27 protein-coding genes are annotated in these 25963 nt (G+C 64.4%); 16 read left to right on the top strand and 11 right to left on the bottom strand.

All coding sequences use genetic code 11. The annotated features are described in order from the left end of the window. Nucleotides 1-5: 5 nt before the first annotated feature. The gene (locus GB927_RS24375; RefSeq protein WP_256119826.1) at nucleotides 6-1190 is read left to right on the top strand and encodes a Gfo/Idh/MocA family protein; all 1185 of its coding nucleotides are present in this window, start codon (nucleotides 6-8) and stop codon (nucleotides 1188-1190) included. Nucleotides 1191-1235: 45 nt separating this feature from the next. On the opposite strand, the gene GB927_RS24370 is transcribed toward GB927_RS24375, so the two are convergent. Continuing rightward, the gene (locus tag GB927_RS24370; protein ID WP_256119825.1) at nucleotides 1236-2141 is read right to left on the bottom strand and encodes a cyclic di-GMP phosphodiesterase; all 906 of its coding nucleotides are present in this window, start codon (nucleotides 2139-2141) and stop codon (nucleotides 1236-1238) included. A 215-nt stretch (nucleotides 2142-2356) separates the two neighbouring features. On the opposite strand from GB927_RS24370, the gene GB927_RS24365 reads away from it, so the two are divergent. Both GB927_RS24365 and GB927_RS24360 read left to right on the top strand, forming a co-directional pair. Continuing rightward, nucleotides 2357-3733 carry a GH1 family beta-glucosidase gene (locus GB927_RS24365; RefSeq protein ID WP_256119824.1) on the top strand — a complete coding sequence of 459 codons (1377 nt, stop codon included), beginning with the start codon at nucleotides 2357-2359 and terminating at the stop codon, nucleotides 3731-3733. A gap of 85 nt (nucleotides 3734-3818) precedes the next feature. Beyond that, on the top strand, nucleotides 3819-6014 hold the full coding sequence (locus GB927_RS24360) for a putative bifunctional diguanylate cyclase/phosphodiesterase (protein WP_256119823.1): 2196 nt from the start codon (nucleotides 3819-3821) through the stop codon (nucleotides 6012-6014). Here GB927_RS24360 and trhO read toward each other — a convergent pair whose 3' ends face one another. Next, on the bottom strand, nucleotides 6015-6953 hold the full coding sequence (gene trhO, locus GB927_RS24355) for an oxygen-dependent tRNA uridine(34) hydroxylase TrhO (RefSeq protein WP_256119822.1): 939 nt from the start codon (nucleotides 6951-6953) through the stop codon (nucleotides 6015-6017). It lies immediately after the preceding gene. A 56-nt stretch (nucleotides 6954-7009) separates the two neighbouring features. Beyond that, on the bottom strand, nucleotides 7010-7495 hold the full coding sequence (locus GB927_RS24350; protein ID WP_256119821.1) for a CYTH domain-containing protein: 486 nt from the start codon (nucleotides 7493-7495) through the stop codon (nucleotides 7010-7012). A gap of 154 nt (nucleotides 7496-7649) precedes the next feature. Between GB927_RS24350 and GB927_RS24345 the strand changes: the two genes are divergently transcribed. The 4 genes from GB927_RS24345 to GB927_RS24330 all read left to right on the top strand — a co-directional run bounded on the left by GB927_RS24345 (nucleotide 7650) and on the right by GB927_RS24330 (nucleotide 10102). Beyond that, complete coding sequence (locus tag GB927_RS24345) at nucleotides 7650-8288, top strand: 2-dehydro-3-deoxy-phosphogluconate aldolase (RefSeq protein ID WP_256119820.1); 639 nt, start codon at nucleotides 7650-7652, stop codon at nucleotides 8286-8288. Nucleotides 8289-8419: 131 nt separating this feature from the next. Continuing rightward, complete coding sequence (locus GB927_RS24340) at nucleotides 8420-9112, top strand: tellurite resistance TerB family protein (RefSeq protein ID WP_256119819.1); 693 nt, start codon at nucleotides 8420-8422, stop codon at nucleotides 9110-9112. A gap of 100 nt (nucleotides 9113-9212) precedes the next feature. After that, nucleotides 9213-9893 (top strand): GNAT family N-acetyltransferase, encoded by a 681-nt coding sequence (locus GB927_RS24335; RefSeq protein WP_256119818.1) that lies wholly within the window; start codon nucleotides 9213-9215, stop codon nucleotides 9891-9893. Continuing rightward, the gene (locus tag GB927_RS24330) at nucleotides 9890-10102 is read left to right on the top strand and encodes a hypothetical protein (protein WP_256119817.1); all 213 of its coding nucleotides are present in this window, start codon (nucleotides 9890-9892) and stop codon (nucleotides 10100-10102) included. The genes GB927_RS24335 and GB927_RS24330 overlap by 4 nt, the downstream gene beginning before the upstream one ends. Here the strand turns inward: GB927_RS24330 and GB927_RS24325 are convergent. The 3 genes from GB927_RS24325 to GB927_RS24315 all read right to left on the bottom strand — a co-directional run bounded on the left by GB927_RS24325 (nucleotide 10099) and on the right by GB927_RS24315 (nucleotide 12722). Next, nucleotides 10099-11106: a nickel/cobalt transporter gene (locus GB927_RS24325; protein ID WP_256119816.1), complete on the bottom strand. Its 1008-nt coding sequence runs from the start codon at nucleotides 11104-11106 to the stop codon at nucleotides 10099-10101. The two genes, GB927_RS24330 and GB927_RS24325, sit on opposite strands and share 4 nt — an antisense overlap. Further along, nucleotides 11100-11741: a DUF1007 family protein gene (locus tag GB927_RS24320; protein WP_256119815.1), complete on the bottom strand. Its 642-nt coding sequence runs from the start codon at nucleotides 11739-11741 to the stop codon at nucleotides 11100-11102. The genes GB927_RS24325 and GB927_RS24320 overlap by 7 nt, the downstream gene beginning before the upstream one ends. A gap of 75 nt (nucleotides 11742-11816) precedes the next feature. Then, nucleotides 11817-12722: a LysR family transcriptional regulator gene (locus GB927_RS24315; protein ID WP_256119814.1), complete on the bottom strand. Its 906-nt coding sequence runs from the start codon at nucleotides 12720-12722 to the stop codon at nucleotides 11817-11819. A 557-nt stretch (nucleotides 12723-13279) separates the two neighbouring features. Between GB927_RS24315 and odc2 the strand changes: the two genes are divergently transcribed. The 4 genes from odc2 to GB927_RS24295 all read left to right on the top strand — a co-directional run bounded on the left by odc2 (nucleotide 13280) and on the right by GB927_RS24295 (nucleotide 17051). Then, entirely contained in the window at nucleotides 13280-14413 is a 1134-nt protein-coding gene (odc2, locus tag GB927_RS24310) for an ornithine/lysine decarboxylase (protein ID WP_256119813.1), read from the top strand. A gap of 93 nt (nucleotides 14414-14506) precedes the next feature. Further along, nucleotides 14507-15097: a GNAT family N-acetyltransferase gene (locus GB927_RS24305; RefSeq protein WP_256119812.1), complete on the top strand. Its 591-nt coding sequence runs from the start codon at nucleotides 14507-14509 to the stop codon at nucleotides 15095-15097. A 158-nt stretch (nucleotides 15098-15255) separates the two neighbouring features. After that, nucleotides 15256-15933 (top strand): OmpW/AlkL family protein, encoded by a 678-nt coding sequence (locus tag GB927_RS24300; RefSeq protein WP_256119811.1) that lies wholly within the window; start codon nucleotides 15256-15258, stop codon nucleotides 15931-15933. Nucleotides 15934-16034: 101 nt separating this feature from the next. After that, the gene (locus tag GB927_RS24295; RefSeq protein WP_256119810.1) at nucleotides 16035-17051 is read left to right on the top strand and encodes a serine hydrolase domain-containing protein; all 1017 of its coding nucleotides are present in this window, start codon (nucleotides 16035-16037) and stop codon (nucleotides 17049-17051) included. Here the strand turns inward: GB927_RS24295 and GB927_RS24290 are convergent, their stop codons facing one another. After that, the gene (locus tag GB927_RS24290; protein ID WP_256119809.1) at nucleotides 17052-17687 is read right to left on the bottom strand and encodes a LysE family translocator; all 636 of its coding nucleotides are present in this window, start codon (nucleotides 17685-17687) and stop codon (nucleotides 17052-17054) included. It lies immediately after the preceding gene. 238 nt (nucleotides 17688-17925) lie between these two features. On the opposite strand from GB927_RS24290, the gene GB927_RS24285 reads away from it, so the two are divergent. Continuing rightward, nucleotides 17926-18372: a glyoxalase superfamily protein gene (locus GB927_RS24285; protein WP_256119808.1), complete on the top strand. Its 447-nt coding sequence runs from the start codon at nucleotides 17926-17928 to the stop codon at nucleotides 18370-18372. 4 nt (nucleotides 18373-18376) lie between these two features. On the opposite strand, the gene GB927_RS24280 is transcribed toward GB927_RS24285, so the two are convergent. Beyond that, nucleotides 18377-19543, bottom strand: coding sequence for a porin family protein (locus GB927_RS24280; protein WP_256119807.1), 1167 nt, complete (start codon nucleotides 19541-19543; stop codon nucleotides 18377-18379). A 249-nt stretch (nucleotides 19544-19792) separates the two neighbouring features. Here GB927_RS24280 and GB927_RS24275 point away from each other — a divergent pair, with 249 nt between their 5' ends. Further along, nucleotides 19793-20086, top strand: a complete 294-nt coding sequence (locus tag GB927_RS24275) for a hypothetical protein (protein ID WP_256119806.1) — start codon at nucleotides 19793-19795, stop codon at nucleotides 20084-20086. 65 nt (nucleotides 20087-20151) lie between these two features. On the opposite strand, the gene GB927_RS24270 is transcribed toward GB927_RS24275, so the two are convergent. From GB927_RS24270 to GB927_RS24260, 3 genes are all read right to left on the bottom strand, one after another. Continuing rightward, complete coding sequence (locus GB927_RS24270; RefSeq protein WP_256119805.1) at nucleotides 20152-21141, bottom strand: WD40 repeat domain-containing protein; 990 nt, start codon at nucleotides 21139-21141, stop codon at nucleotides 20152-20154. Continuing rightward, entirely contained in the window at nucleotides 21141-22259 is a 1119-nt protein-coding gene (locus tag GB927_RS24265) for a CobW family GTP-binding protein (protein WP_256119804.1), read from the bottom strand. Before GB927_RS24265 ends, GB927_RS24270 begins: the two co-directional genes overlap by 1 nt. 129 nt (nucleotides 22260-22388) lie before the next feature. Beyond that, nucleotides 22389-23180, bottom strand: coding sequence for a creatininase family protein (locus GB927_RS24260; RefSeq protein ID WP_256119803.1), 792 nt, complete (start codon nucleotides 23178-23180; stop codon nucleotides 22389-22391). Between the two features lie 102 nt (nucleotides 23181-23282). Between GB927_RS24260 and GB927_RS24255 the strand changes: the two genes are divergently transcribed. From GB927_RS24255 to GB927_RS24245, 3 genes are read left to right on the top strand one after another with little or no spacing between them, the layout of a single operon-like run. Further along, nucleotides 23283-23819 (top strand): MarR family winged helix-turn-helix transcriptional regulator, encoded by a 537-nt coding sequence (locus GB927_RS24255; protein ID WP_256119802.1) that lies wholly within the window; start codon nucleotides 23283-23285, stop codon nucleotides 23817-23819. A gap of 45 nt (nucleotides 23820-23864) precedes the next feature. After that, nucleotides 23865-24893 carry a LacI family DNA-binding transcriptional regulator gene (locus GB927_RS24250; RefSeq protein WP_256119801.1) on the top strand — a complete coding sequence of 343 codons (1029 nt, stop codon included), beginning with the start codon at nucleotides 23865-23867 and terminating at the stop codon, nucleotides 24891-24893. Nucleotides 24894-24922: 29 nt separating this feature from the next. Beyond that, nucleotides 24923-25891 (top strand): 2-hydroxyacid dehydrogenase, encoded by a 969-nt coding sequence (locus GB927_RS24245; RefSeq protein ID WP_256119800.1) that lies wholly within the window; start codon nucleotides 24923-24925, stop codon nucleotides 25889-25891. Nucleotides 25892-25963: the final 72 nt, after the last annotated feature.

Raw genomic sequence — 25963 nt, 5'->3', positions numbered from 1 at the left:
TACCCATGGCAATCGAAGGAAGCGCAAGCGAAGCGCGGGAGAGCCGCATTCGGCTCGGCATGGTCGGCGGCGGCTCCGGCGCCTTCATCGGCGCGGTGCACCGCTTTGCCGCGCGGCTCGACGATCACTACGAACTGGTTGCCGGTGCATTGTCGTCCTCGGCGGAAAAAGCCGCGCAGTCGGCGCGTGAACTCGGGCTCGATCCGTCGCGCAGCTATGGCAGCTTCAAGGAAATGGCGATCCGCGAGGCGAAGCTGAAGAACGGCATCGAGGCGGTGGCGATCGTCACGCCGAACCATGTGCACTACGAGGCGGCCAAGGAATTCCTGAAGCGCGGCATCCACGTCATCTGCGACAAGCCGCTGACCTCGACGCTGTCGGACGCCCGCAAGCTGAAGAAGCTGGCGGAGGAGAGCGGCGCGCTCTTCGTTCTGACGCACAATTACACCGGCTATCCGATGGTCCGCCAGGCGCGCGAGATGATCGCGAATGGCGAACTCGGCACGATCCGCCTCGTGCAGATGGAATATCCGCAGGACTGGCTGACGGAAGACATCGAATCGGGTGGCCAGAAGCAGGCGGCCTGGCGCACGGACCCGACGAAATCGGGTGCTGGCGGCTCCACCGGCGATATCGGCACCCATGCCTACAATCTCGGCTGCTTCGTCTCGGGCCTCGACCTTGCCGAGCTTTCCGCCGATCTCGACAGCTTCGTGCCGGGCCGTCGGCTCGATGACAACGCCCATGTCATGATGCGTTTCAAGGAAAAGGACGGTGTCGCCGCCAAGGGCATGCTCTGGTGCAGCCAGGTCGCGCCCGGCCACGAGAACGGCCTGAAGGTGCGCGTCTACGGCACCAAGGGCGGCATCGAATGGGTGCAGGCCGATCCGAATTACCTGTGGTACACGCCCTTCGGCGAGCCGAAGCGCCTGATCACCCGCAACGGTGCGGGCGCCGGTGCTGCGGCCGCGCGCATGAGCCGCGTGCCCTCCGGCCATCCGGAAGGCTATCTCGAAGGCTTCGCCAACATTTATTCGGAAGCCGCGCGCGCCATCCACGCCAAGCGCAACGGCACAACGCTCGATCCCGCCGTCGTCTATCCGACGGTGGACGATGGCCTCAAGGGCATGGTCTTCGTCGATGCCTGCGTGCAGTCCTCGAAGAAGAACGGTGCCTGGGTGAAGGTCTAGGCAAAGCCGCCGGCTGCCGCGCCATCGCGGCGGCCGGTGTTCCCGTCAGGGAAAAATGCTGCCGAGGCGGAGCACCAGTTTCTTGTCGAACAGGTGGCCGCGGTCGTACATCCAGTTCAGCGCGTCGCGTGTCGTCCACGGCCGCTTGTAGGGGCGCGTGCTGGTCAGCGCCTCGAAGACGTCGCAGACGGTGGCGAGGCGGATTTCCGGGCTGAGCTGTTCGGCCTTGAGGCCGAGCGGGTAGCCGCTGCCGTCGAGCATCTCGTGGTGGTAGCGGCAAATGTCGAGCACGGTATCGGAGACGTTGCCCTGTTTCTTCAAGAGGCGGTAGCCGATCTCCGGATGGCCGCGCACCAGGCGTCTTTCGTCCGTATCGAGCCCGCCTTTCTTGTTGAGGATGGCGTTCGGCACCATCAGCTTGCCGACATCGTGCAGCAGGCCGGCGACGCCCAGCTCCCGCACCGCGCCGTCCTCATAATGCATCAGGCGGGCGAGCCGCATCATCAGCGCGCTTACGGCCAGCGAATGCACATAGGTGCCTTCGTCCTTGGTCTTCAGCCGGGTGACCTTCAAAAAGATATCCGGCGCTGCGTCGATGCGGTCGGAAATATCGTCGGCGACCGGCCCGAGCGCCTCGATTTCAAGCTGGCCGGCTTGGGCGGCGGCAAAACTCTCGCGCAGCGACCGGGCGGATTGCGCCACCGTCTCGGTGGTGAGCTTGCGCTCCTCGGCCTGCTTTTGCGCGGGCGAGGGGGCGGTGGCCGTGTCGATGTCGACGGTGCTCTTTTGCGGATTGACCAAAGCATAGGCGGCGGAGGTGGCGAGGATGGCGCGCACGGTCTCATCGGACTGCACGAGGAACCGCCGGTCCGAAAACTCGGCGTTTGGGCATTCCACCGATTCCACGAACATGCCCTTGCGGACAAGATGCTTTGGAATTCGCCGTACCACGTAAGTGTCTCCGTCCCAAGCCATGGGCACTTTAAAGGGCAAGGTCCTAACCTTCGTTTAAGGAATGGCTGATTAATACGCGCCCGGGTGAGGTGGATTGACGGCTGCCAATCTGGTCGTGCAGGCCATGAAGACCATTGATTTTTGTTGAAAACGGCAATACTGCAACGTTGCAGTAGGCTCGCGGGCGTCCCTCCCGCCGCATTTCAGAGACGATGACGATGGATCCCAAGGCGCTTGCCGGACGTTTTCCCGGCGATTTCGTGTTCGGCGTGGCGACGGCCGCCTTCCAGATCGAGGGGGCGACGAAGACCGATGGCCGCAAGCCGTCGATCTGGGATGCCTTTTCCAACATGCCCGGCCGGGTCTTCGGGCGGCACAATGGCGACTTGGCCTGCGACCATTACAATCGGCTGGAGGAAGACCTCGACCTCATCCAGTCGCTCGGCGTCGAGGCCTATCGTTTCTCCATCGCCTGGCCACGCATCATTCCGGAAGGCACCGGGCCGGTAAACGAGAAGGGGCTGGATTTCTACGACCGCCTCGTCGACGGCCTGAAGGCGCGCGGCATAAAGGCTTTTGCGACGCTCTACCACTGGGACCTGCCGCTGATGCTGGCCGGCGACGGCGGCTGGACGGCGCGGCAGACGGCCTATGCCTTCCAGCGCTACGCAAAAACGGTCATCGCGCGGCTCGGCGACCGGCTGGATTCGGTGGCGACCTTCAACGAGCCCTGGTGCTCCGTCTGGCTCAGCCATCTCTACGGCATCCATGCGCCCGGCGAGCGCAACATGGATGCGGCGCTGCACGCCCTTCATTTCACCAACCTCGCGCACGGTCTCGGCGTCGCGGCCATCCGCTCCGAGCGGCCGACGCTTCCCGTCGGCCTCGTGCTGAACGCCCATTCCATCCATGCCGGCAGCGACGATGCTGCGGATCAGGCGGCCGCCGCCCGCGCCTTCGACTTCCACAATGGCGTCTTCTTCGGTCCGGTCTTCAAGGGCGAATATCCGGCATCCTTCCTCTCCGCGCTCGGCCACCGCATGCCGGCAATCGAGCCGGGCGACATGGAAACGATCAGCCAGAAGCTCGATTGGTGGGGTCTCAACTATTATACGCCCATGCGGGTTTCCAACGATCCGGCCGAGGGTGCGGAGTTCCCGGCGACGGTGCCGGCCCCGCCGGTCGCCGACGTCAAGACCGATATCGGCTGGGAGGTTTTTGCACCCGCGCTCGGCGATCTCATCCGCAAGCTCAATGCGGATTATGCGCTGCCCGATTGCTACATCACGGAAAACGGCGCCTGCTACAATATGGGCATCGAGGATGGTGCGGTGGACGACCAGCCGCGTCTTGACTACATCGCCGACCATCTCGGCATCACGGCGGACCTGATCGGCGAGGGCTATCCCATGCGCGGTTATTTCGCCTGGAGCCTGATGGACAATTTCGAGTGGGCGGAGGGCTACCGCATGCGCTTCGGCATCGTGCATGTGGACTATGAGACGCAGCAGCGCACCGTGAAGAAGAGCGGCCACTGGTACGCCGCGCTTGCCGGCCAGTTCCCGAAGGGCAACCATCGCACGACCTGAGGCTGTTATCCCTCGCATTGTCGCCTGTACTGTAAAGGATTCATAACGGTTCTGCCGCATCATCGCAGCTTGGTCGGAGAAGACGATGCTGCGACTTGCGCGCCACCTTTCTGGCATGATCGGCGCCCGACGGCTTGCGGTCGTTCTGGGCGTGCTCGCGTCGTTTGCCGTCGTCGTCAGCCTCGCCACCATTCTCGTCATGATGGCGCTCGGTTTCCTCGCGACCCGCGCGAACGAGCTCGACCAGGAGCGCACGCGTCAGACGGTGTATGGCGCGCTCTCCTCCATGCGCAGTTCCATGGTCACCACCGTGCGCGACTATTCGGTTTGGGACGATGCGGTAACGGCCGTTTACGGCAACGCCGACATGCCCTGGCTCACCACCAATATTGGGCTCGCGACAGAAGGCGGACCGCTTTTCGATACGGTTTTTATCGTCGATGAGAAGGGCGGCACCATCCTCGCCTACCGCGACGGCGCGCCCTTCGCGGCGGATGCACGCGCCTATGGCGGGGCGGCCTTCGTGGAGATGCAGCGAAAGATCCTGCATGCCGGCCTGGAGCCGGGTGAGGAACTGGGCGCCTTTCTGCAGACGCCGGACGGACCGGCGGTCGCGGCGGTCTCGGCCATCCGCCCGGTCTCCGATGCGGTGAAGGCGCCGGCGGATGCGCTGCGCACGCTCTTCATCATCCGGCATCTCACGCCGGCGCGCATCGCGCGCATTGCCGAAAACTTCCTGATCTCCGGCCTGATGCTGGAGGAGGGGTCTCCCGAGGGGCACAATGGCGTGGTCCTGACCGATCCCGACGGCAAGACGCTGGGCTTCCTCTCCTGGACGCCGAGTTCGCCCGGTGACCAGAGCTATGCGCAGGTGCGCCCGCTCGTCGTGCTGGCGCTCGCCGGCGTGATCTTCTTCTTCGCGCTGCTCGTGCTGACGGGGGCCGCCTTCGCGATCCGCCTCAAGGCCGATGAGAACACCGCACGCACCCAGGCCCTGACCGACCGGCTGAGCGGGCTCCGGAACCGCACCGGCCTCTATCTCGGCCTCGACGAACTGAATGCGCGTGCGATCGTCGAGGCGCGCGACGTGGTGATGCTCTATCTTGACCTCGACGGCTTCAAGGACGTCAACGATTTTTACGGCCATGCGGTCGGCGACCGGCTGATCCGAGGCGTTTCGGCCGGGCTGTCCCGCCTCGTTCCGGCAAAGGCCATGCTTGCCCGCATCGGCGGCGACGAGTTCGCCATCGTCTTCCTCGACAGTGCCGATGGCGGAGAGGCCGAGCGCCTCACCCGCTCCATCCTCGATTTCTTCTCCGAGCCCTTCGCGATCGGCGAGCGTGTCGCCGTCGTCGGCGCCAGCATCGGCCTTGCCGTCTCGCGCAAGGGCGTGGTCCTGGGCGAGGAACTGCTGCGCCGCGCCGACGTCGCCATGTACCGGGCAAAACATGCCGGTCGCGGGCGCGCCATGCACTACGAAACGCTGATGGACGACGACCGCGACGAGCGACGCGAGATGGAGGATGCGCTGCGCGCCGCCGTGGTGCGCGGTGAGATCGATGTGGTGTTCCAGCCGATCGTCAAGGCGCGCGGGCGCGAGATCTGCGGCGTCGAGGCGCTCGCCCGCTGGTATCGCGGCGGTACGGTGTCGGTGCCGCCGGATGTCTTCATTCCGCTGGCGGAAGCGACCGGTGTCATCGATGTGCTCGGGCCGCTGGTGCTGCGCCGCGCCTGCGAGGCGGCGCGCAACTGGCCGGAGATCGGCGTCTCGATCAACGTCTCGCCGGCGCAGTTCCGCAATCCCTATTTCCCGGACCAGGCGCTCGGCATCATCGAGGCCGCCGGCATCGAGCCGTCGCGCGTCACGCTGGAGATCACCGAGGGCTATTTTATCCAGAATCCCGGCCGCGCCAAGCTCGTCATGGACCGGCTGAAGGCCGGCGGCGTGCGCATCGCGCTCGACGATTTCGGCGCCGGCTTTTCCAGCATCGGCTACCTCATCCGCTTCGGCTTCGATCGCCTGAAGATCGACCGCTCGCTGACCATCGCCGGTGAACAATCGGCCAAGGGCGGCGCGATGCTACAGGCGACGGTGGCGCTTGCCGCTTCCTTCGACATGCCGGTGACGGCGGAGGGCGTGGAGACCGCAGAACAGGCCGCATTCCTGCATCTCTGCGGCTGCGACCAGCTCCAGGGCTACTTTTTCGCCCGTCCGATGAGCGAGAAGGCGATCGGCGAATTGCTGGCGCCCCCGACCGACGTGCAGGCTGTCGCGGGCTAGTTACTTGCCGAGGTGGCGTTCGCCGCGCTTCCTGGCGAGGTCCATCTGCTTCTGGCGTTGGCGGAAGCGCAGGCGGTCTTCGTCGCTGCGGCTGGCGTGGCAATGCGGGCAGGAAACGCCGGGCTCGTAGAGCGCCGAGGTGGTGTCTTCGGCGGTCAGCGGATGGCGGCAGGCGCGGCAGAGCTTGTGCTCGCCTTCCTCAAGCCCATGCAGCACGGAGACGCGCTCGTCGAAGACGAAGCAGGCGCCTTCCCACAGGCTCTCTTCCGCCGGCACCTCTTCGAGATATTTCAGGATGCCGCCCTTGAGGTGAAAGACCTCGTCGAAACCCTGCTCCTTCATGAAGGCCGTGGCCTTCTCGCAGCGGATGCCGCCGGTGCAGTACATGGCGATCTTCGGCTTGTTGTGCAGGCCGGTATTGCTGCGCACCCAGTCGGGAAATTCGCGGAACGTCTTGGTGTTCGGGTCGACCGCGCCCTTGAACATGCCGATCGCCGTCTCGTAGTCGTTGCGCGTGTCGATGACGATGGTGTCCGGATCGGAGATCAGCGCGTTCCAGTCCGCGGGCGCCACATAGGTGCCGACGGAGCGCGTGGGGTCGATATCCTCGACGCCCATTGTGACGATCTCCTTCTTGAGCCGCACCTTCATGCGCAGGAACGGCATGTCGGCGGCAAAACTTTCCTTGTGCTCCAGCCCGGAAAATTCCGGCTGGCTACGCAGGAAGTCAAGCACCGTGCGGATGCCGGCATGGGGACCGGCGATCGTGCCGTTGATGCCTTCATGGGCGAGAAGCAGCGTGCCGCGCACGCCGTTTTCCTCGCAGAGCGCCTGCAAGGGGTCGCGCAGATCCGCAAAGCGCGGAACCGAGACGAAATGATAGAGCGCGGCAACCAGGAAGCCGCTGTCCGGAGCGGGTGAGGAGATCTCGTTTGTCATCGCCGCCACATACAGCTTCGGCGCATTCCAGGCAATGCGGCGCTCTGTTGCAGCTCTCAGGCGAGCTGGCGCAGGCTCGCACCGTTGCTGGCGCCGAGCGCCATGGACTGGTTGGAATACTGGCTTTCACCGGTGACCTCGCGGCCCACCCAGTTCGGCAGGTCCGGGTCGTCGTGGATCGAGGCGAGCTCGACCTCGGCGATCACCAGGCCATGATGGGCGCCGCCATAGACGTCGACTTCCCAGACATAACCGGCGTGCGGCACCTTGTAGCGCACCTTCTCGATAACGTTGCCGATCGCATGGCGCAGCATGTCCTCTGCCTCGTCGCGGTCGATGTCATATTCGTACTCGTCACGGACGAGCACGGCGTGGCCGATCTTGAGGGTCATGCGGGCTTTGCCGTCGCCGAAGATGCGGACGCGGAGCGACCGGTCCTCCTGGGCAACGATATAGGCCTGCCGTATGGCGATGCCTTCATCTGCAAAGGTGCGCCAACGCTGACCGGACACCAGGAACTTCCGCTCGATCTCTTTTGCCATAGGCACGCTTTCGCTGTTTGAGACAGGCTTAAGGCGACGGGCAGACTACACGATAAGTGTGTCATGACAAGTCCATGAATCTTGCTTTAAGCTCGACATGACGTCGCAGACGCGCTATTCGGGTCCCAATTCAATCGTTTTAAAAGGTCATGCCATGAGCGAGAAAAACGCCAAGCTCCTTTCCGTCCTGAAGCTACAGCCGGTGGTGCCGGTGCTGGTCATCGACGACGTCAAGACGGCCGTTCCGCTGGCGCGGGCGCTGGTCGCGGGCGGGCTGAAGGCCATCGAGATCACGCTGCGCACACCGGCCGCCCTGGAGGCGATCCGCGCCGTTGCCAACGAGGTCGAGGGTGCCGTCGCCGGTGCCGGAACCATCCTCAACGCCGCGCAGTTCGAGGCGGCCGTGGAAGCCGGCTCGCAGTTCGTCGTCAGCCCCGGCACGACGCAGGAGCTGATCGACGCGGCTCACGATTCCGACATCCCGCTGCTGCCGGGTGCGGCGACCGCCAGCGAAGTCATGGGCCTTCGCGAAGAGGGCTACCAGGTGCTGAAGTTCTTCCCGGCCGAACAGGCGGGGGGTGCCGCCTATCTCAAGTCGCTCGCCTCGCCGCTGGCCGGCACGCTGTTCTGCCCGACGGGCGGCATCTCGCTGTCGAACGCCCGCGACTACCTCTCGCTGCCGAACGTCATCTGCGTGGGCGGCTCCTGGGTCGCGCCGAAGGACCTCGTCGCCAAGGGCGACTGGGCCGGCATCACCAAGCTTGCCGCGGAAGCCGCAGCGCTCAAGGGCTGAGGCCCAAGTTCAACGGATTTGCAAGCGGGCGGCCTTTGGTCGCCCGTTATGCGTTTGTAATCCTCCGCGCGCATTCCTATCTTGCCTTGCAGTCGGCCCTGACAAGAGAACAAGCGAAACGGAGACGCCCTATGTTTGACGCCAAGAAGTTGCTTGACCAGTTCCTCGGTTCCCAGGTGCCCGGCGCCGGCGGATCCGTGCGCGATCGCGCCGGCCAGGTCACCCAGCTCGCCAAGGACAATCCGCTCGCCTCGATCGCCATTGCCGGCGTTCTTCTCGGTACGGGCACCGGCCGCCAGGTGGCGGGCTCCGCGCTGAAGCTCGGCAGCCTCGCCGCCATCGCCGGCCTCGGCTACCAGGCGTACAAGAACTACAAGGCCGGCCAGAACCCGGTCGAGACGACGCAGGGCACGACGCCTGAACTGCTGCCCCCGCCGAGCGATTCCGGCTTCCACCCCGAGGCCGTCAGCACCGATTTCGCCCTCATCCTCGTTCGCGCCATGATCGCCGCCTCGCGTGCCGACGGCCATATCGACGAGGCCGAGCGCGCCCGCATCATGGACAAGCTGAAGGTTTCCGGCCTCGGTGCCGATGCCGCGCAGTTCCTGGAAGAGGAGCTTGCCAACCCGGTCGATCTCGACGCGATCATCTCCGCCGCCACGACCGAAGAGCAGCGCGTCGAACTCTACACCGCCTCGCGCCTCGCCATCGAGCCGAAGTCGCGCGCCGAGCGCGGCTATCTCGACCTGCTGGCCGGCCGCCTCAACCTGCCGGATGCGCTGGTCGATCATATCGAGGCGACGGTTTCCGCCGCCACCGTCTAAGTTTGTGAGGGGAGCGGCCGAACGCCGCTCCCTGCTTTCGACATTGCGTGCGCCCGCGCGCTGCTCTATCCCTTCGGCAAAGACCGAAGGAGGATTTCTCATGCGCGACCTCAAGGATTGGAAAGGCTGCCCGCCGCCGGCCCCCGTGGCCCTCGAGGGCCGCACCGTGCGCCTCGAGCCCTATGATCGCGCAAAACACCTCCAGGCGCTGTGGGATGCCTTCGGCGGCATGGCGATCAATCCGTTGCTGAAATATTTCGCACAGGACGATTTCACCGGCATCGAGGGTTTCGACGCCTGGTCCGAGGCCGTGCTCAAGTCCGGCTGGGTGCGTGAGGTCATCATCGACAAGGCGAGTGACACGGTCGTCGGCATGGCGCATTACATGCGGCCCGATCCGGCAAACGGCGTCGTCGAGATCGGCGGCATCGCGCATGGCGGCGCCATGTCCCGCTCGCCGCTGTCCACCGAGGCGCAGTACCTGCTCGCCAAGCACGTCTTCGAGGATCTCGGCTACCGCCGCTACGAATGGAAGTGTGACAACCGCAACGAGCCGAGCAAGCGCACCGCCGCCCGCCTCGGCTTCACCTTCGAAGGCGTGTTCCGCCAGCACATGCTGTCCAAGCGCGAGAACCGCGATACCGCCTGGTTCTCGATCATCGACGGCGAATGGCCCGTCGTCGCCAAGGCCTTCGATGCCTGGCTGTCGCCGGATAATTTCGATGCGGACGGCCAGCAGAAGCGCAAGCTGGAAGACATCCGCGCCGGGTTGTCGGCATGAGCGGGGAGCGCAAGGCAAAATCGCCGGTGTTGGCGGCGCTCGCCATCCTGCTGGGAACGGGCGTGGCCTTCTATTTCCTGCCGCGCATCATGATCGCACTCGGCGGCGTCTCGCCCTGGCTCGCGGGCATCTTCGGCACGCTGCTCGTGCTCGGCTTCTTCCTGCTGTTCTGGCTGCGTGCGCGCTACCAGCGCAACCACGAAAACTAGGCTTGGAGCGAGGCTCCGAGCAGCAGCAGTCCCAGAACCATGACCAGAGCCGCGCCGCCGATCTCAATGGCGTTGCCGACGCGCACGGCGGCGGAACCGTTGCCGGCGAACCGCACGGCCGCACCCTTGGCGGTGACCGCGAGCGTGGCGAGCGTCGAGACGGTGATGGCCGTGCCGATCGACATGGCGAAGACCGCGAGCAGGCCGCCGAGATAGAGGCCGTTCAACAGAGCAAAGCTCAGCACGATGAGCGCGCCGGAGCAGGGGCGCAGCCCCACGGCGACGATGGCCGACCAGGCTTCCCTGAGCGCAAAGCGCTCACCCTTCAACAGCGACGGGTCCGGCGCATGGGCATGGCCGCAGGTCGAGCAGATCTCGCCGGCATGATGGTGATGGTGATCATGGCCGTGATGATGATGGTCATGCACCTCGACGGCCTGTGCGCCGAGCGCGGAGGCGCGGCGCTGGGCCGGGCGCAGCTTGCGGAACAGCAGCCAGGCGCCGAAGAGGGCGATCAGCGCGTAGCTGCCGGTTTCGAGCGCGCGGGTGGCGTCGGTCATCGAAACGGTCGTGCCGCGCAGGAACAGGAAGGCCGCACCGACGAGCAGGATGGCGACCACGCCCTGCAGGATCGAGGAGAGAAAGGAGAGCAGCACGCCGCGCTTTAGCTCCACCTCGTTTGCCAGCATGTAGGAGGAGATGACCGCCTTGCCATGGCCGGGGCCGGCGGCATGGAAGACGCCATAAGCGAAGGAGAGCCCGACGAGCGTCGAGGCTGCCCAGGGGGTTTCGCGCATGTCCTTCAGCGCGCCGGTCATCAGCCGGTAGAAACCCTGCTGCTGCGCGTTGATCCAGCCAAACAGGCTGCCGAAGGTGCCGGTCGTGTTGAAGCCCGGCTCCGCGGAGCCGATGCCGAGCGGGGATGCGGCGTGCGCGAGGCTCGCGGTCGCGGCGATGGCGAGCGTCAGGGTAAGAAGCGTGAGGGCGCGTCCGCGGGTCAGCATGTCATCTCCAGACGGGTGGCGAAGAGTTTCGACATGTCGGTGCCGGCGGGGTCGTTGAAGAAGGCTTCCGTCAGGCTGTCCTGGTTCTGGGCGAGCACTTCATCCGCATCCGGCCGCACGACGGCGCGCTTGCAGGCGGAAAACTTGTCGCCGACGGCCACGAGATCGTCATCCGAGGCAAAATCCATCGCGGCATACATGGTGGGGTCGTAGACGCCGAAGGTGAGCTTGCCCTTGAGCGGCATCGTCTCGCCCGGCTTGACCGTGAAGAACATCAGCAGCTGGCCGTCCTTGTAGTCGACATTGATCGCGTCCGGCTTGCCGACCTTGATGGTTTTCCCGTCCTCGGTGATCGTCGTGTAGTAGCTGAACTCTTCCAGCGATTCGAGGACGGTCTTACCGACGTCCGCCAGTTCGTCCGGGTCGAGCGCCGCATTGCTGTTCTTGTCGAAGTCCATCACGACGCTCGCCGAAAACATCTCGTCGAAGCGCCAGACATTGCGCAGCTCGCTGACCGTGCCGTCCTCGCCCGCCACCACTTCCAGCCGGGCTTCCGCGAAAATGTGCGGATGGGCGAGCGCCGCCGCCGGGGCGGCAAGCGCTGCGCCGGCAAGGAGGAGGGGGAGGAATCGCATGGGTGTCAGTCCTCTCGCGGGCGTTCAGAATCGTCCGGTTGAATGTAACGCAAATGGGTCGGAATTGGGACTTTATCAGGCCTCGATGCCGGGATTGCGACGGAACCAGGCGTGCAGGAAATCCACGAAGGTGCGCACCTTCGCCGGCAGGTAGCGGCGATGCGGATAGATCGCGTAGATGCCGCGGTCGGTGGGTAGGTAATCTTCGAGGATCGAGACGATCTTGCCGGTTTCCAGGCAATGGCGGGCGATGAACGCCGGCACCTGCGCGACGCCGAGCCCGCTTGCCGCCGCACGCACCGCCGCCGTCGGGCTGTTCACCTCGATATTCCCGCCGACCGGCACGGAAAAGCCGGCCCCCTTTTCGTCGATGAAGCGCCAGTTGCTGTGCGACTTGCCGTTGGTGTCGATGATGCAGGGCAGGCGCGCGAGGTCGCTTGGATGGTTGATCGGGCCGGCCTGGGCGAGGAATTCTTCGCTCACGCAGATCTTCAGGAAGAAATCGCCGAGTTTTCGCGCGATGAGGGCGGAATCCTCCAGCCGCGTGATGCGGATGGCCACGTCGAAACCTTCCTCCACGAGATCGACGAAGCGATCGTCGGAGACGATTTCGAGCGACAGTTCCGGATGCTCCTTGCCGAAATCGATGATCGACTGGCCGATATCGGCATCGACGAAGGTGCGGGGCGCGGAAACCTTCAGCTTGCCGCGCAGATCCGTGTTCTTCTCGCGCACGAGATCGGCGAGGTTGTCGATCTCCTTCAGGATATCGGAAGCGGTGCGGTAATAGGTGTGGCCGGCCTCGGTCATGGAGAACTGGCGGGTGGTGCGGTTGAGCAAGAGCGTGCCCAATTCGTCCTCCAGTTCGCGCACATATTTCGAGAGCAGCGCCTTGGACCGGCCGGTCTTGCGCGAGGCTGCGGAAAAGCCTTCGGCGTCGACGACGTCGATGAAGGCCCGGATTCGGGTCAGAGTGTCCATGTGTCCCCACGCGGCTGCGGCCGAAACGGTGGCCGGTGCGTAATCACCATTCTGTGAAAACCAGTCCGGCGAATGTCGTGGCTGTCAAAATATTTTCAATAGCGACTTTCAAAAAACCTCTTGATTACGACAGCGATTCTTCTTATCTCCCCTTTGCCCAAAGTCGCACGTGCCTGTGGGTGTCCGCCGACCCTCGATTTGGTGAGGAACTCGGTAAGGTACCTGGAATTAACCCCTCCAGTCGTTTCTCCGGCCAACCGGAAGAGCGAGGACATCTTGAAGCAACGACGGTGCGGGCCTTTCTGGTGTCTGCCGGCTTTCCAACAGCCGGGGTTACTGAAGAGGCACACCTTCATTGCCGGACGTGCGGTCGGGTTTTCCCGCCAATCCAAGGCAGACAAAGCCGAATTGAAGCCTAGGCGGGCTTCGGTTCACCGATCGCGCATGATGCGCACGTTTGGTTCCGGGGTCTCCACCGGCTGGTTCCAAAGCGTGCTTGCATTCTGCCCTTTGTCCTCCGGGCTTCCCGGAGCAACCTGGATATGGGGAATACCGAAATGGCAACTGCACGTATTATCGACTTCCTGAACACCCGACGTCCCGACGGCCCGTGCCTCGTGGTCGACCTCGATGTCGTGCGTGACAATTTCAAGGCTTTCCGCCACGCGCTGCCCGACAGCTCGATCTATTATGCCGTCAAGGCAAACCCGGCGCCGGAAGTCCTGCGCCTGCTCGCCTCCATGGGCTCCAACTTCGATTGCGCGTCCGTCGCCGAAATCGAAATGGCGCTCGATGCCGGTGCCACCCCGAGCCGCATCTCCTTCGGCAACACGATCAAGAAGGAACGCGACGTCGCCAAGGCGCATGCGCTCGGCGTTTCGCTCTTCGCCGTCGACAGCCATGAGGAAGTCGAGAAGATCGGCCGTGCCGCTCCCGGTGCGCGCGTGTTCTGCCGCGTGCTCACGGATGGTGAAGGTGCCGAATGGCCGCTGTCGCGCAAGTTCGGCTGCGTGCCGCAGATGGCCGTCGACGTGCTCGTCTACGCCCACCAGAACGGTCTCGTCTCCTATGGCGTGTCGTTCCATGTCGGCTCACAGATGACCAAGGTCGATGCCTGGGATTCGGCTCTTGCCGATGCCAAGCGCGTCTTCGTGCAGCTTGCCAAGCAGGGCATCGAACTCAAGATGGTCAACATGGGCGGCGGCTTCCCGACGAAGTACCTGCGCGACGTTCCGTCTGCCGAAGCCTATGGCAAGGCGATCTTCGGTGCGCTGAAGAAGCACTTCGGCAACCAGATCCCGGAAACCATCATCGAGCCGGGCCGCGGCATGGTCGGCAATGCGGGTGTGATCAAGGCGGAAGTCGTTCTCGTCTCGAAGAAGTCGGACAACGACAACCACCGCTGGGTCTTCCTCGACATCGGCAAGTTCGGCGGCCTCGCCGAAACCATGGACGAGGCGATCCGCTACCCGATCCGCACCGCGCGCGATCAGGACGAGATGGAGCCCTGCGTGCTCGCCGGCCCGACCTGCGATTCGGCCGACGTGATGTACGAGAAGAACATGTATCCGCTGCCGATCACCCTTTCGATCGGCGACGAGGTTCTGATCGAGGGCACCGGCGCCTATACGACGACCTATTCGGCCGTCGCCTTCAACGGCTTCGAGCCGCTCAAGGCCTACGTCATCTAAATCTACCGGCGCTCCCGTTTCGAGCGGGAGCGCCAAATTCACAATTCCTTCCAGATACCGTTTGAATCGGTTTTGAGTTCGGGAGGCCCAACGATGGCCACTGTTCTTGATTCTGTCCGCGCGTTCTTCGCGCATGCCGCTTTCACTATCGACCGGGAAAATGCCGGCGACGTCGTCGCGCGCGAGCGTTTGCTTGACCGCGTCATGGGCGAGGGGCGTTTCCGTAAATCCTCGGAAAAGATCCGCCGCGGCCGCGTGGCTGCGGAAGGCTTGGCACTCGTTGCCCGCGACCCGGATGGCCACGTCATCGGCACCGTCCGCCTGTGGAATGTCGAGGCGGGCGTCGATTCCGACGGCAATGCCGTGCCGGCGCTGCTGCTCGGCCCGCTCGCCGTCGATTGCGAGCATGAGGGCAAGGGCATCGGCGGCGCGCTGATGCGGGCTGCCATCACCGAGGCGCGTGGCCGCGGCCATGGCGCGGTGCTGCTCGTCGGCGATCCGGAATACTACGAGCGCTTCGGCTTCTTTGCCGACAAGGCGCAGCACCTCGTCATGCCCGGCCCGTTCGAGCGCCGGCGCTTCCTGGCGCTGGAGCTGAAGGACGGCTGGCTCGACGGCGTTGCCGGCATGCTCGTTGCGAGCGGCCGCCGCCTGGCCGGCACGGAGATGCGCAAGGCGGCCTGAGTTCAGGCCGGATTTGACGCTTGTCATTGTTTTAATTGTGAAATTGTCAAGATCGGTGCGAATTTCGCACCGATCTCGTCGCCGTTTGATCCATCTCAAGGGCGGGCCTCTTCCGCCGGCTCCATAGTCGCTCCGCAAAGACGATCAGGAGAGACGATATGATTGGGAAATGGATGGGGCTTGCCGCCGGGCTGGTGCTAGTGGGCAACGGGGCCTTTGCGGCGGACCTCGAAGAGCGCATGGCGCCGCCGGAGGCGACGATCGACCTCGCGGCGCACAGCCCCTGGCAGATCCGCGTGCGCGGCCTCGGCATCATCACGAACGATTCGGGCGCCGTGAACGGGATTGCCGGTTCCGACCTCTCCTATTCGGATACGGTCATTCCGGAGCTCGATATCTCCTATTTTTTCACAGACAACATCGCAGCAGAACTCATTCTTGGTACGACCTATGCGCATGTCGATGCGGCCGGCTCGATCGCCGGGCTCGGCAGGGTGGGCAAGGCCTGGCTGCTGCCGCCGACGCTGACGCTGCAATACCATTTCACCGATTTCGGCGCCTTCAAGCCCTATGTCGGCGCGGGCGTGAACTATACATTCTTCTACAACCAGTCCGGCTCGGGCGATTTTTCCAAGCTCGATATCGAGAACAAGGTCGGCGCCGCCCTGCAGGTCGGTTTCGATTACATGCTGGACGATCATTGGGGCATGAACTTCGACGTGAAGAAGATCTTTCTCGAACCGAAATGGAAGGTCGACCTCAATGGCACCCCGCTGACGGGCAAGGTGAAGCTCAATCCCTGGCTGGTCGGCGCCGGCGTAACCTACCGCTTCTGAGGATCGAGCCGTTCATGGCCGGTGCACACGGGTTTTCAACACTACGTGAAGCCCGGCCATCGGCCATGAAATCGCGCCGCCCGTCGCCTATCTGCCTTCCCATGAGGAAGCAGCTTTTCATTATCGGTCTTGCCTTGGCATTGCCGCTCGCCGGCGCCCGCGCGCAGGAACCCGTTATCGCCCAGCCGGTGCAGACGATCGCCGAGACGCTGTCTGCGGCCGCCTCGCTGTCACAGCTGAAGGCGGTCGTCGTCGCGCGTGACGGCAAGATCGTCGCCGAGCGCGGTTATGGCGGCCATACGCCGGCCGAGAGCGCGAACATCAAATCGGCGTCGAAGTCGATCATCTCGGCGCTTGTCGGCATTGCCATTTCCAAGGGCCTGCTCGAAGGCGTCGACCAGCCGATCGCGCCCATCCTCGCCAGCGACCTGCCGGCGGAGCGCGATCCGCGGCTCGACCGCATCACCATCGGCAACCTGCTCTCCATGCAGGCGGGGCTGGAGCGCACCTCCGGCGGCAATTACGGCCGCTGGGTCGCGAGCCGCAACTGGGTGCGCGCCGCACTCGCCATGCCCTTCGCCGATGAGCCGGGCGGGGCGATGCTCTATTCCACCGGCTCGACGCATCTTCTCTCGGCGATCCTGACGAAGGTCGGCGGCAAGTCGACGCTGGCGCTTGCCCGCGACTGGCTCGGTCCGCTTGAGGGGTTCCGCATCGGCGCCTGGGATCGTGATCCGCAGGGTATTTATCTCGGTGGCAACCAGATGGCGATGAGCGCGCGCTCGCTGCTGGCCTTCGGCGAACTCTACCGCAATGGCGGGCGCACCGCGGATGGCACACAGCTTGTGCCGGAGGATTGGGTCCGCCAATCCTGGCAGTCGCGCACGAACTCGCGCTTTTCCAACGACGGCTATGGCTATGGCTGGTTCGAGCGGGTCATCGGCGGCAAGACGGTGCGTTATGCCTGGGGCTTCGGCGGCCAGATGCTCTACATCGTGCCGGACCTCGGCCTGACGGTTGCCATGACCTCCGACGAGGGCGACCCGTCCGCCCGTTCCGGCTACCGCGACGACCTGCATGATCTCCTGGCCAAGATCATCGGCACCGCCGAGAGCTGATCAGCTCGCGGCGCGACGATAGAAGGCGAGCGAGCCGGCAAGCGCCAGCAGCGCACCGCCGCAGATGCGGTCGAGCCAGGCGGCACCGGATGTCTTGAGCAGGCGCACGGCTTGCGAGCCCAGCGCCGCATAACCGAACATCACGACGAAATCGATGGCCGCGAAGACCAGCGCGAGCAGGGCATATTGCTGCGTCTGCGGGGCTGACGGGTCGATGAACTGCGGCAGGAAGGCCGAGAAGAACAGGTAACCCTTGGGATTGGTGACGGCGACCAGCAGGCTCTTCGAGAAGATCGCCCGCGCTGTCGTGCGGCCGGCGGCCTGTGTGTCGTCGAGGGCACGGCGGAGGGTGCCGGTGGAGCGCAGCATCTGGATGCCGAGGAAGGCGAGATAGGCCGCACCCAGCCATTTGACGACAGTGAACCAGAATTCGGACGCGGCGAGAAGCGCGCCGAGGCCGAGTGCGACGGCGCCGATCAGCACGAAATCTGACAGCACGGCGCCGACCATGCCGGGCAGTGCACGGCTGATCCCGTAGCGCGAACCGTTGGTGAGCGCGAGCAGGACGGTGGGACCAGGTGTGGCGATGCCGATGAAGGCGACGGCGGCGAAGGCAAGCAGGGTGACGAGGGTCATGGTGGTTCCTCCCGCTGCGATTGCTCCCATGCCTCAGCCGGCGATGCAAGAGCCCGCCATTTGACAGGCGGCGCGCGAAGCCTTATGTGCGGGGCAGGGTGAGAGCCCCTGCCGTCCGCGAGCGTTAGCTTTGGTGAAGTCTCTCTGAATGACGATCGGTCTTCCAGCATCATGCATGCAAACCGGTGGCAATGCGGGCTCCCTCCGAAATGACGCATGCAGACACTGGAGATCCGACATGCGTCCAACATCGACGCCCCTACCATCCCTCGATGCCCTGAAAGACCAGGCGAAGCGGCTGCGTGCGCGTTTCGCCGAAGACGACCAGGCGATTTCCCATTCCCGCGCACTGGAACTCATCGCCGCGCAATACGGTTTTCGCGACTGGAACACGCTGCATGCCGTCGTCGGCAACCGGCCGCCGTTCAATCCGTGGATGCTCGGCTCGCGCGTGCGCGGGCACTATCTCGGCCAGCCCTTCGACGCCGAAATCCTCGGCGTGCAGGCCCTGACCAGCCAGCCCGGCCGCTACCGCATGACGCTGCATTTCGACGAGCCGGTGGACGTGGTGACCTTCGACAGCTTCTCCGCCTTCCGCCAGCGGGTGAACTGCACCGTCGACGAGACGGGGCGCACGACCGAGAAAACCTCGAACGGCCGGCCCCAGGTCGAGCTGGAGTGGTGAAGGTTCAGAACGAGCCTGAAAACCGTGCCGCAAGGCCGTCGACCTCGAAGTCGGCGGCCTTGTCGTTTTCGCGGCGCACGAGGTGGCTGTATTCCAGCGAGGCGGTGGCGCTCTTGGAAAATGCATAGCTCAGCGTCGCCGAGATCGATTTCGTGCGCGTGCGATAGTCGTAATAGAGCCAGTCGCTATAGGCCTGCTCATAGGCGAGCGCGAGTTTCAGCTTTTCCGTCAGCGCCTTTTCCAGCGAGAGGCCGACCGTGCGCACGTCTTCGCCGAGAGAATCGTCGATATCGCCAAGCTGGATGTCGCGCGTGAGCTTCGCCTTCAGCACGGCCTGATGCGGGAGCTGCCAGGTCAGCTCGCCTTTCAGGAAGGGCCGCGCGCGTTCCACCGTCTTGCCGAGATAGGGGCTTTGCACGCCCACCACGCCGGCCTCGGCCATCAGAGTCAGGCTCTTGCCGAAGACGCGGCCATAGGCGAGCGAACCGCGCAGCATTTCGGCCGGGAAACGCTCGAAGGCGCGGCGTTCTGAGCTGGTGATCTGGCTTGCGCGATATTGCAGCGTGGCGCCCACCTCGCCGCCGAAGAGCGGGCGGATATGGCCGCCGGTTACGTCGAACAGGGTATAGCCCGCTTCGAGCTGGGTCGGCTTCAGGCCGCGTAGCGTGAAATGCGCCTTGCCGCGGTCGAGCTTGGAGACGGTCGCAGTCAGGTGGTTGCGGCCGCCCCAGCGGTCGACCGTGATTCCGGCGCTGGCGGTGGCGACGACGTCCGCCTTGCGGTAGCCGATCAGCGCGCCGGGCAGATCGAGAAAAATGTCGCCGGTGCGCCGATGCTCGACGCCACCCTTCAATGTGAGTTTTACCGTCTTGCTGAGATCATGGCTGTAGCCGAGCTCCAGGCCCACGATGCGCTGGTCGGCGAAACGATACTTTGGCACGCGACGTATAGCGGCGCTCAGGGCATAGGCGAGATGGGAGTCTTCCAGCGCTAGGCTGCCCCGCAAACCGAGCTTCGCCTCGCTGAAAGCGGCCGAAATGTTGCTCGGGTCCTGGAAAATATTCGAGGTCCAGCCGCCGCCCACCTTGTAATCGATGGTTGAGTCTGCAGAAGCCGGGTTGTATCCGGCAAGCGCCAGAGCCGTGCAAATGAAGCCACGAAGGAAGCGCATCGGATCCTGTTCCTGTCTGTTAATGGAACAGAATCCTAGAGTTGCATGGTTAAAATTTCTCTCAATGATTGAATTTCGCGCCGATATTGCGATTTTATCTATTATGAGTTGTGATTGGTATCAGATCGTTAAACTTGTCTATGTTATGGTTAACTATTTGCTACGATTGGGAAATCCGGTTGAGTAAATCGGCGCTTATATTACCTTCAGTTGCGTACCACCGAGGTACACAACCGAAGGAGAGAGAACATGAGCAAGACCCGCACCACCATCCTCATTGCAACCATCTTCGCATTTGCCGGCGCCAGCCAGGCGTCCGCCGGCGGCCTTCTCAGCGGCCTCGGCATTCTGAACGGCAACAAGACGGGCGGCATCGTCATCGCCCCGAGCGTCGGGCTCGGCATCGGCGATATCCTGACGGACAACGACAACAACAAGGTTCTGAACGGCGTGCTCAACGGCACCCTGTCGGGCATCCTCAATGGCAACACGCTCGGCATTCTCGGCGGCAGCGATTGCGGCTGCAAGAAGCGCAAACACTGACCGTACCATCCCCACCCTTGCGGTCCGTGGGCCCGGGAGAGCGCCGCTCTTCCGGGTTTATGCCGTTATCCCGCGATGTCGACGACGCCGCAATCGCCGGCTTCGCTGGCGAAGGCGATGAGCTTGCCGCTCTTGCTCCAGGCGATCGAGGTGATGGCGCCCTTGCCGGGGCGGCGCAGCAGCACTTCGCGGCTGTCGGCGAAACGGGCGGCGAGAACCATGCCATCCGAATAGCCGATGGCGACCACCTCTTCCGCCGGATGGCAGGCGACGGCCGTGACCATCACGTCGCTGCGCGTGCCGAGTTCCAGCGGCGGCTTGCCCATCGGGCCGTCTTTCGCGGAGAAAGGCCAGACGATCGCGGCCGGCGCGCCGGACGAGGCGAGCCACTTGCCCTTCGCCGACCAGGAGAGCGACTTCACCTTCGCCGGATAGCCGGTCATGCGCATGTGGCGGGTATCGCCGCCGGGCTTCGAGTCGAGCTTCCAGCCGTGCAGCGCGTTTTCCTGCATGCTGGTGACGACGAAGCGGCCGTCCGGCGAGAAGGTGATGCCGGTATGGGCGCCTTTCCATTCGAGATCGACGGGCTGGGCGGCCATCGCCACCCAATGTAAAGACGCACCATTGTAGCGCGCCAGGCCGATCCGCAGCCCCTTCGGCGCGAAGGCCACGCCTTCGACGGAGCGTGCCTCCACGAACTCCTTGATCGTGCCATCCGCAAGCCTAACGCGGGCCGTGCGGCCCTCCGCGAAGCCGACCGCGCCCTGCGGCCCGGCGGCGACGATGGAGATCCACTTGCGCGGCACTTCGGCGACAAGGCTCACGCTGCCGTCGGCGGCAATGCGCATTACCTTGCCGTCTTCACCGCCGGTGATCAGCGTGTCGTTCGCTTCGTCGCGCACGCAGGCAAGCAGGCCATCATGCGCCTCGGTGACCTTGTGACCATGGTCGAGACGGTTGATGGCGCCGGAGGCGGAGGCGAAGAACGGCACGTCACCAAGAAAGGCGGCCGCGACGACGTGGTCGTCGAGATCAAGAGGAGCGACAGTCGGCATTATTGGGTCTGTGCCTCGCAGGCCTTGAAGGTTCGTTCAATCTTTTCGCGATCAAGATCGCGGCCGATGAAGACCAAGCGGCTTTCGCGCTTCTCGCCGTCCTTCCAGGCGCGCTGGTGATCGCCTTCGACGATCATGTGCACGCCTTGCACGACGTACCGCTCGTCATCGCCGGCAAAGGCGATGATGCCCTTGAGGCGCAGGATGTTCGGGCCGTCGGTCTGGGTGATCTTCTGGATCCAGGGGAAGAAGCGGTCCGGGTTCATCTCGCCGCCGCGCAGCGAGATCGACTGCACCGTCACGTCATGGATCGGCGAGACGCCGTGGTCGTGGTGATGGTGGTCATGGTCGTGGTGGTGATGGTCGTGATCATGGTGGTGGTGCGCATGATCGTGGTCGTGACCATGGTGATGATGGTCGTGGCCGCAATCCGGGCCGCAGACATGGTCCGGCGCATCGTGGTCGAGGAAGTGCGGATCGTTTTCGAGCGCACGCTCCAGGTTGAACGCGCCCTGGTCCAGAACCTTGGTGAGGTCGATTTCCGAGCGGGTCGTGCGGTGGATGCGGGCGGACGGGTTGATCACGCGAACGGTGGCCTCGATGCGCGCCAGCTCTTCGGGGCTCACGAGGTCGGTCTTGTTGATCAGCACGACGTCGGCAAAGGCGATCTGGTCTTCCGCCTCGCGGCTGTCCTTCAGGCGCAGCGGCAGGTGCTTCGCATCGACCAGTGCCACGACCGCGTCGAGCTCGGTCTTCTGGCGCACGTCGTCGTCCATGAAGAAGGTCTGGGCGACCGGCACTGGATCGGCAAGGCCGGTGGTCTCGACGATGATGGCGTCGAAGCGGCCGGGGCGGCGCATCAGGCCTTCCACCACGCGGATCAGGTCGCCGCGCACGGTGCAGCAGATGCAGCCGTTGTTCATCTCGTAGATTTCCTCGTCGGATTCGACGATCAGGTCGTTGTCGATGCCGATCTCGCCGAATTCGTTGACGATGACGGCATATCGCTTGCCGTGATTGCCGGTGAGGATGCGGTTGAGCAGCGTCGTCTTGCCGGCGCCGAGATAGCCGGTGAGCACGGTGACGGGAATGGGCTTCGGGAGGGCTGTTTCGGTCATGGGAACCTCGAGCGATTGCGGGGACGGCTGAGACGTCCGGTTGGCGTCTGATATAGGAGATCGAACGGGCCAGCGCAAATGCGATCGGGTCTTTGTCGCTACGCAATTCCGGACGCAAAACAGCGTTTTTTAGTCCAGCGTCTTCACATCGAAGGCGGCGACGTCTTCGAGGAGGGCGACGAGGCCGCGCACGGCATGCATGAGCAGCCGCTCGCCCTTTTCCGCGGTCGCCGCACTGGCATCGCCCGCAACACCCTTCGGGTTGAGATCGGACATCTTCCAGCCGAAGGCATGCGGCCCGTAGGCGCGCAGATGCGCGAAGCGGGCGGCGAATTCCGCCTGGCGCGAGCCGAAGCGCTCCGCCTTCTCCATGTGGACGACTTCGGGATGAAGCGCGAGCATGACGGAGGTCTCGATGTCGCCGCCATGGATGTCGATCGCCTTGTCTTCCGGCGTGATCCATCCGTCGGGCTGGCCGAAGCGGGTCCAGGCGGTCGCGACGACGAGCATGTCGAAGCGGATGCGCGCCTCGGTCGCGACGATCGTCATCAGCGGGGAATTGCCGCCATGGGCATTGAGCAGCACCAGCTTGCGGATGCCGAAGGGGCGCAGGTCTCCGGCTATCGCAAGCCAGCGCTCGATGGCCTCGGCATAATCGAGCGAGCGCGTGCCCGGCACGTCGAGATGTTCGGGCGAATAGCCGACCGGCTCGACGGGAAGGAAGGTGACGGGCAGGTGCGCCGGCAGCACGGCCATCAGCCGGGAGGCGACGCCCTCGGCGATCAGCGTGTCGGTCTCGAGCGGTAAATGCGGGCCGTGGCCTTCATGGGCGCCGAGCGGCAGGACGGCGATCCAGTCCGCGCGCGCTTCCGGCGGCAGGTCCAGATCGTTTTCGGTCCATCGCATCTTGGGATGCGCCATTCCTTCCACTCCGATCCTGACTTGCCGCGCGCCTGTAACCTGAGTCATATGAAGGCGGGGCCCGCGACGCAAGGGCGATCCGGCACTTGGGAGAGGCGATCGATGGGCAAGAAGCACAAGGACGGCAAGGACGCGAAGAAGAGCAAGAAGAAGAAGTCGCACGATGACGTCTCGGGTGCCGGCCTTGCCGCCGCGGTCGTCAATGCCGCCCGCTCCATGCGCACGGTGCTGTCGCGCAATCTTCTGGCGACCGGGCTCTATGCCGGACAGGACGGCGTGATCCTCGCGCTTTCGGAGGAGGGGGGGCTGACCGCCGGTGCGCTCGCCACCCGCCTCGGCGTCAAGGCGCCGACCATGACGCGCACGATCGGCCGCCTGGAGGCGCAGGGCTTCGTCGAACGCCGCCCGGACGAGACCGACGGGCGGCTCACCGTCGTGCACCTCACTGAGTCTGGCCGCGCCACCGTCGAGACGATCACCGAAGCCGGGCGGCTCAGCGAAGAGCAGGCGGCCGAGGGCTTGAGCGAAAAGGATGTGCGCCAGCTGCTCAAGCTGCTGCGCACCATGGACGAGAACCTCCACGCCAACCTGCCGGATGGCCCACGCAACGGCGAAAAGCCTGTTGCCGAGGACATTTAAACTGTTTAAATAAACGGTTTTAAACGCATCGTCTGGGGAGGGGTCGTGGCCCAGAAAATCAAGCTTTCCACCATCGCGGAGACGCTCGGCGTTTCCACGGCGACGGTATCGCTTGCGCTGAGGGACAGTCCGCTCGTCGCGGCCTCGACCCGGGATCGCATCAAGGAACAGGCCCGCGCGCTCGGCTATATCTACAATCGCCGCGCTGCGAGCCTGCGAACATCCCGCTCGGGCATCATCGGCGTCGTCGTGCACGACATCATGAACCCGTTCTACGCGGAAATCCTGAAGGCCATCGAAAGCGAGCTCGATCGCGACCGGCAGACCTTCATCCTCTCCAACCATTACGATTCGGTCGAGAAGCAGCGCAATTTCGTCGAGACGCTGCTGCAGCTCGGCGGCGACGGCGTCATCATGTCGCCGGCCATCGGCACGCCGCCGGAGGATATCCAGCTTGCCGAGGACAATGGCATGCCGGCCATCCTCATCGCGCGCTCCATCGAGGGGCTGGACGTGCCGATTTTCCGCGGCGATGACAGCTATGGCATTTCGCTTGCCACCAATCACCTGATCGGCCTTGGCCACCGCACCATCGCCATGGTGGGCGGCACGGACCAGACGTCGACAGGCCGCGACCGCTACCAGGGTTATGTCAACGCGCTGCGCAAGGCGAATATAGAGGTCGATCCGAGTCTCCGCATTCCCGGCCCCCGCACCAAGCAGGGCGGTTTCGAGGCGGCGGTGCATTTCCTCTCGCTGCCGCAGAAGCCGACGGCGGCCGTCTGCTGGAACGACCTCGTGGCGATCGGCCTGATGAACGGCATCGCCCGCGCCGGCCTCGTGCCCGGCCGCGACGTTTCCGTCACCGGTTACGACGACCTCGAAGAGGCGGCCATCGCCACGCCCGCGCTCACCACCGTCTGGAACGGCCAGTCCGAGGTCGGGCGCAACGCCGCACGCGCGCTGCTCGACAAGCTTTCGGGCAGCCACGAGCCGGACGGCATCCACCTCATCAAGCCGGAAATGCGCATCCGGCAATCCACCGGACCGCTGAAGCCGCATCCGGAAGGCTGAGGCATTTCAGACAGCAGGGAGGTTTTGCCATGGCGGCCAAGACACGCATTCTCGTGCCGGGCACGATCCGCGAGCGGGTGCTCGATCGCATCACGGAGGCCTTCGATGTCGTGCGCATCGAGCGGCCGGACCCCACATTGCTGGCCCGTTCGGAAGCCGCGAGCATTTCCGGCATCGCCGTCTCCGGCGGCTGTGGTGCGGCGCTGATCGAACATCTGCCGGGGCTGGAAATCATCGCGAGCTTCGGCGTCGGGTATGACGGGATCGATGTGACGGCGGCTGCCGCGCGCGCAATCGTCGTCACCAATACGCCGGATGTGCTGAACGACGAGGTCGCGGACACGGCGATTGGCCTGCTGCTCAACACCGTGCGCCGTTTCCCGCAGGCCGAGAGCTGGCTGCGCGAGGGGCGCTGGGTGCGCGACGGCGCCTTTCCGCTGACGCCGCTCAGCCTGCGCGGCCGCAAGGCCGGCATCTACGGGCTCGGGCGCATCGGCATGGCCATCGCCGAACGGCTGAAAGGTTTCGGCATCGACATCGCCTACCACACGCGCCGTCCGCGCGAGGGCGTGCCCTATGCCTATTATCCGTCGCTGGCGGAGCTTGCCGGGGCGGTCGATATCCTCATCGCCATTGTGCCGAAGACGCCGGAGACACACCGCACGATCGATGCGGAAATCCTTCAGGCGCTCGGCTCCAATGGCGTGCTGATCAATGTCGGGCGCGGCTGGACGGTTGACGAGGCGGCCCTTGCGGCGGCGCTGAAGGATGGCGTCATCGCGGCGGCCGGCCTCGATGTGTTCTATGACGAGCCGCATGTGCCGCAGGCGCTGCTCGATCTGCCGAACGTCTCGCTGTTGCCGCATGTCGCTTCGGCCTCGGTTGCGACGCGCGATGCCATGGCCGATCTCGTGGCGGACAATCTTTTCACCTGGTTCGAGCGCGGAACGGCGGTGACGCCGGTGCCGGAAACGCCCTTTACGCGAAAAGCCGGGTAAGGTCTGGAAAGCCTTCATTAACCTTTCGGCAAGTTTGCGGGCGCATGCTTTGTGCGTCGGAACGAGCCGAAA

The organism is Shinella lacus, assembly GCF_010994755.1.
In the GTDB taxonomy this organism is placed as follows: domain Bacteria; phylum Pseudomonadota; class Alphaproteobacteria; order Rhizobiales; family Rhizobiaceae; genus Shinella; species Shinella lacus.
This window is presented reverse-complemented; position numbering and strand designations above follow the sequence as displayed.